At 77.6% G+C, this 6,399-nt stretch carries 1 protein-coding gene; it reads left to right on the top strand.

The annotated features are described in order from the left end of the window. Positions 1–479: 479 nt before the first annotated feature. Positions 480–6,399: type I polyketide synthase (locus tag E1298_RS42540; RefSeq protein ID WP_131903062.1), on the top strand; the 5,920-nt coding region annotated here is incomplete at its 3' end.

Below are 6,399 nucleotides of genomic sequence, written 5' to 3'. Positions count from 1 at the left end.
GGAGGCGCGCGCGGCGGCCGGGGACCGGGGCGCCGGGGATCGAGGCGCCGGGGATCGAGGCGCCGGGGATCGAGGCGCCGGCCGCCGGTGCTCCCGCCACGGCGGGAGAGCCGGAGGCCGCGCCTGTGGAGTCCGCCGGATTGAGGGTCGCCATCCCGCACCCGCCTGGCCGCCTGCCCCGTAGCACCACTGCTACGCGGTGTAACTGGCATTATGCGCGATGTGGCCGCGATGGCGCGAGACCGGGAGCGGGAATCGCCGCGGAACATGGCGCCCGCGGGGTTTTCGGAACCCTCCGGGGTCTTGCCTGCGTCAAGGGAGTCTCCAAAGTGCTTTGCGGTGCCGGTCTCAGCGCGCCCACGGGTGTGTCGCCTCTGTGATCGGCGCGTCGCCGACCGTAGTGTGGCGCACCGTCGAGCCAGGGTTTCAAGCCGCGCCGGTCACGGGGTCGGGCCGCGCGGGACGTCGGGGGGCAGTGCATGACGGCGGACAGCGGCGAGGTCCGGGCCGGTCGGGACGGGACGACCGAGATCATCGGGGTCACCCCGTTCGGGCGGCCGGCGCCCCATCTGGTCGTCGCCGTCGCGCGGGCGGGCGGGCTCGGCGTGCTCGACCTCGGCACCGACCGCGCCGCCGCGCCGGCGGCCCTCGCCGACGTGCGCCGCTGGTGGAAGGGCCCGTTCGGGGTCCGCGTCCCGGTGGGCTGCGAGGTCCGCCCGGCCGAGCTGCCGGACGCCGTCCGGACCGTCCTGGTCGACGCCCCCGCCCTGCTGTCCGACGACTCGCTGGACGTCGCCGGGTTCGCCCGCGGGCGGCGCCTGCTGATCGAGGTCGTCGACCCGGGCGAGGCCGCCGCCGTCCTGCCCGTCGCCCGCGGCCTCGCCGGTGCGGGCGGGACGGGGCTGATCGCGCGGGGCTGCGAGGCCGGGGGACGGGTCGGGGAGCCGACCACGTTCGTGCTGCTCCAGCACCTGGCGGCCAATCCGGGCGTGGACGTCCCGGTGTACGCCTCGGGCGGCATCGGCCCGCGCACGGCCGCCGCGGCGGTGGCCGGGGGCGCGGCGGGCGTCGTGCTGGACGTGCAGCTCGCGCTCGTCCGGGAGATGGACCTGCCCGCCGGGGTGGCGGCCGCGCTGGCGGCGATGGACGGCGGCGACACGAGGGTCGTGGAGGGCCACCGCGTCTGCGTGCGGCCGGACCTGCCGGAATTCGAGGCGTCCGGGCCCGTCCCGGCGGAGGTGGTCGCGCGGCTCGGCGCGGGCGGGCGGCGGGCGCGGCTGCTGCCGGTGGGCCAGGACGGCCCGCTCGCGGCGGCCCTCGCCGAGCGCCACAAGACCGCCGGGGGAGTGGTGCAGGCGGTCCGGGAGCGGATCGCCGAGCACCTGCGGGCCGCCGTCCGGGCCGAGCCGCTGGCGCCCTCGGACGGGCCGGACGACCGGGCCTACCCGGTCGTCCAGGGCCCGATGACGCAGGTCAGCGACAGTTCGGCGTTCGCGGCGGCGGTGGCGCAGGACGGCGGCCTGCCGTTCCTCGCGCTCGCGCTGAAGGACGGCGACCAGGTGCGCGCGCTGCTGCGCGAGACCGCCGACCGGCTCGGCGACCGGCCGTGGGGCGTCGGCGTGCTGGGGTTCGCGCCGCCGGAGGTCCGCGAGGCGCAGCTCGCCGCCGTGTGCGAGGCGGCCCCGCCGTACGCGCTGATCGCCGGGGGGCGCCCGGCGCAGGCCGCCCCGCTGGAGGCCGCCGGGATCCGCACCTACCTGCACGTCCCGTCCCCCGAACTGCTGGAGCGGTTCCTGGACGAGGGCGCGCGCAGGTTCGTGTTCGAGGGCTCGGAGTGCGGCGGCCACGTCGGCCCGCGCGCGAGCTTCCCGCTGTGGGAGGCGCAGGTGGAGCTGCTGACGGCGTTCGCCGACGAGCGCCCGGCGGAGGCGGCGGAGCTGTCGCTGATGTTCGCGGGCGGCGTCCACGACGAGCGCTCGGCCGCGATGGTCGCGGCGCTGGCGGGGCCGCTGGCCGAGCGCGGCGCGGACGTCCGCGTCCTGATGGGCACCGCGTACCTGTTCACGAGCGAGGCGGTCGCGGCGGGCGCGATCCTGCCGGGCTTCCAGCGCGCCGCGATCGAGTGCGACGGGACGGCGCTGTTGGAGACCTCGCCCGGTCACGCGACCCGCTGCGCCCGTACGCCCTACGTCGTCGCGTTCGAGGAGACCCGCCGCGAGCTGTCGGCGGTGGGGATGCCACGCCAGGAGGTGTGGCGGCGCCTGGAGGAGCTGAACCTCGGCCGGCTGCGCATCGCCAGCAAGGGCCTGCGGCGCCGCCCGTCCAGCCCGGAGCCGCAGCCGGTGGAGCCCGCCGAGCAGCGGTCCGAGGGCCTGTACATGCTCGGCCAGGTGGCGGCGCTGCGCTCGGCGGCGACCAGCGTCCCCGAGCTGCACGAGCAGGTCACCGCGGGCGCGACGGCGCTGCTGGCCGCCCGCGCCGCCGAGCTGGGCATCGCCGCGGACCGTCCCGCCGCGCCGGACGCCGCCCGCCCGGCCGACATCGCGATCATCGGGATCGGGTGCGTCCTGCCGGGTGCCCGCGACGCCGCCGCGTACTGGGCCAACATCGTCGGCGGCGTCGACTCGGTCACCGAGGTCCCCGCCGGCCGCTGGGACACCGGCCTCTACTTCGACCCCTCGGCGGCGGACGGCACGACCCCGTCCAAGTGGGGCGGGTTCATCCCGGACGTCCCGTTCGACGCGCTCGCCTACGGGATCCCGCCGAACGCGCTCGGCAGCGTCGAGCCGATCCAGCTGCTCGCGCTGGAGGTCGCGTCCCGCGCGCTGAAGGACGCCGGGTACGCCGACCGCCCGTTCGACCGCTCCCGCACCTCGGTGTTCTTCGGCGCCGAGGGCGGCAACGACCTCGGCACGGCCTACGGCCTCCGCGCGACCCTCCCGTCCTACTTCGGCGAGGTCCCGCCGGGCCTGGACGAGCAGCTCCCGAAACCGACCGAGGACTCCTTCCCCGGCGTCCTCACCAACGTGATCGCCGGGCGGATCGCCAACCGGCTCGACCTCGGCGGCGCCAACTACACCGTGGACGCCGCGTGCGCCGCCTCGCTCGCCGCGCTCGACGCCGCCTGCAAGGAGCTGGCGGCGGGCGGCAGCGACATGGTGCTGTGCGGCGGCGCCGACCTGCACAACGGCATCCGGGACTACCTGATGTTCGCCTCCGTCCGCGCGCTGTCGCCGTCCGGCCGATGCGCCGCGTTCGACGCGGGCGCCGACGGCATCGCGCTCGGCGAGGGCGTCGCGTGCGTCGCGCTCAAGCGGCTGGCGGACGCCGAGCGGGACGGCGACCGGATCTACGCGGTCGTCAAGGCCGTCGCCGGGTCCAGCGACGGGCGCTCCCTCGGCCTCGCGGCGCCCCGCGCGGAGGGGCAGCGGCTCGCGCTGGACCGCGCCTACGAGCGGGCGGGCGTGTCCCCGGCGGGCGTCGGGCTGGTCGAGGCGCACGGCACCGGGACCGAGGTCGGCGACCGCACCGAGCTGGCCACGCTCGCCTCGGCGTTCTCCGGCGCCGCGCCGGGCGCCGTCACGCTCGGGTCGGTGAAGTCGCAGATCGGGCACACCAAGTGCGCCGCCGGGCTCGCCGGGCTCGTCAAGACCGCGCTGGCGATCCACACCGGCGTCCTTCCGGGCACCCTGCACCTGACCCGTCCCAACCCCGAGTGGTCCCCGGACGGCCCCTTCGCGTTCGGACGGTCCGCCCGTCCCTGGGCCGCCGCGCCCGGCGAGCGGTTCGCGGGCCTGAGCGGCTTCGGCTTCGGCGGCGCGAACTTCCACGCCGTCCTCGCCGGGTACGACGGGGCGCCCGAGCCGGTGTCCGGCCTCGCCGAATGGCCCGCCGAGCTGTTCCTGATCCGGGGAGCCGACCAGGCCGCCGCCGAGGCGGAGATCGACCGGCTCCGCGGCCTGCTCAAGGGCGGCGGCGCGCGCCTGCGCGACCTCGCCCGCACATCCGCCGCCGCCGAGGGCCCGGTGCGGGTCGCGCTGGTCGCCACCGGCCTGGACGACCTCAAGGACAAGCTGGCCGCCGCCGCGCAGCTCCGTCCGGCACCCGGCGTGTTCCCGAGGAAGGACGGCGCCGAGCCGGGGCAGGTCGCGTTCCTCTACCCGGGGCAGGGCAGCCAGCGGCCGGGCATGCTCGCCGACCTGTTCGTGGCCTTCCCCCGGCTCCAGCGCCTCCTGCGCCTCGCCGGCGGCCGCCACGCGGCGGCGATGTTCCCGCCCGCCGCGTTCACGCCCGAGCAGGCCCGGCGGCAGCGCGACGCGCTCACCGACACCCGCGTCGCGCAGCCTGCCCTCGGCATCGCCGGGCTCGCCGTCCACCGGCTGCTGACCGCCCTCGGCGTCCACCCCGACCTCGCCGCGGGCCACAGCTACGGCGAGCTGGTCGCGCTCTGCGCCGCCGGCGTCTTCGACGAGACGGACATGATCGAGCTGAGCGCCGCCCGCGCCGAGGCGATCCTCGCCGCCGCAGGCGACGACCACGGCGCGATGGCCGCCGTCACCGCGTCCCTGCGCGAGGTCAGGGAAGCTCTGTCGGGCGTCTCGCAGGTCGTCGTCGCCAACCACAACGCGCCCCGCCAGGTCGTCGTGTCCGGCACCGGGGAGGGCGTCGCCCGCGCCCTCGCCGTCCTGGACGAGCGCGGGCTGGCCGCCGAGCGCATCCCCGTGGCCTGCGCGTTCCACAGCCCGCTCGTCGCGGGGGCGTCCGCCGCGCTCCGCGCCGACCTGGCCGGCCGCGACCTGCGCTCGCCCGCCTTCCCCGTCTGGTCGAACACGACCGCCGCCCCGTACGACACCGAGCCCGCCGAGCTGGCCGCGACCCTCGCCGGGCAGGTCGCCGCGCCCGTCCGGTTCGTCGAGCAGATCGAGGCGATGTACGCCGCGGGCGCCCGCACGTTCGTGGAGGCGGGGCCTGGCCGCGTCCTCACCGGGCTCGTCGGAGCGATCCTCGGTGACCGCCCGCACACCGCCGTGAGCTGCGACGAGCCCGGCGGGAGCGGCCTTGCGCGGCTCCTGACCGCGCTCGCCGAGCTGGCCGCCACGGGCGTCCCCGTCGACCCGCTGCCCCTGTTCGCGGGCCGCGACGCCCGCCCCCTCACCGCGGCCGAGCCCGCGCCCGGCTGGCTCGTGAACGGCCACCTCGTCCGCACCGCCGACGGCGGATACCCGACCAACGCGCTGCGTCCCGCCGAGCGCGTCACAGGAGGAACGATGAGCACCCGTCCGCGCGGCTCCGAGGCCGCGGTCCTGGAGTACCTGCGCGCGGGCCGCGAGCTGATCGCCGCCCAGCGCGAGGTGATCCTCCGCCACCTGGGCACCGCGCGGGCCTCCGCCGTCCCGCCGCCCGCTCCGGTGGTGGCCGTGGAAGCCCCGCCCGTCCCGGCGCCGCGCGCCGTCCTCGCGGGCGAGACCCTGCCCGCGCCGGCGCCGGCCCCTGCCCCCGATCCGGTGCCCGAGCCGGTGCCCGCTTCCGTGTCGGCCTCTGCGTCGGCCTCTGCGTCGGCCTCTGCGTCGGGCTCTGCGTCCGGCTCCGTGTTGGGCTCTGCGCCCGCCGCCGAGCCGGTCCGCGATGTGCACGCCGCCGTCCTCGCGGTGATCGGCGCCCGCACCGGCTACCCCGAGGCCATGCTCGGCGAGGACCTCGACCTGGAGGCCGACCTGTCCATCGACTCCATCAAGCGCACCGTCATCATCGGCGACCTGGCCGGACGCGTCGGCCTGTCCGCCCCGGACGGCCGTCCCGACGACGCCGCCGTCGAGCAACTCGCCCGCATCAGGACCATCGGCGAGATCGTGGCCTGGATCCGTACCCGCCTGGACGAGCCCAGCGGGACGGCCCGCGCCTCGTCCGGCCTCTTCCAGGCCCCGGCCCGTGCCGCCGTCCCGTCCCAGAGCCTCCCCAAGCCCGGCACCCACGTGGGGACGTCCGAGCTGTCCGGCGGCCCCGGCCAGGAGCCTTCCGCCCAGCCCGCGCAGCCCGCCCTCCACGCGGGCGTCCACCGGCCTGCCGAGCCTGTCGTGCGGCAGGTGGTGCGGTCGGCGCGGCTGGAGGCGCTGCCGGTGCCGGAGGAGGCCGGGTCGGCGTTCGACGGGCGGCGGTTCCTGATCGTCGACGACGGGTGCGGGATCGCGCTGGAGCTGGGCGACATCCTGGAGCATCACGGCGCGCAGGTGCGGACGCCGCTGGACGTGGACGGGGCGTGCGACGGGCTGATCCACCTGGGGGCGCTGCGGCCCGGGGCGGTCAGCGTGCTGCCGGAGGCGTACGGGGGGATCCGGCAGGCGCTGCTCGGGGGGCTGCGGTGGCTGGTCGTCGCGAGCGGCGCGGGCGGCGGGTTCGGGC

This window comes from Actinomadura rubrisoli (assembly GCF_004349215.1).
Taxonomy (GTDB): domain Bacteria; phylum Actinomycetota; class Actinomycetes; order Streptosporangiales; family Streptosporangiaceae; genus Spirillospora; species Spirillospora rubrisoli.
The sequence above is the reverse complement of the archived record's forward strand: the minus strand, read 5'-3'. Positions and strand labels throughout refer to the sequence as shown.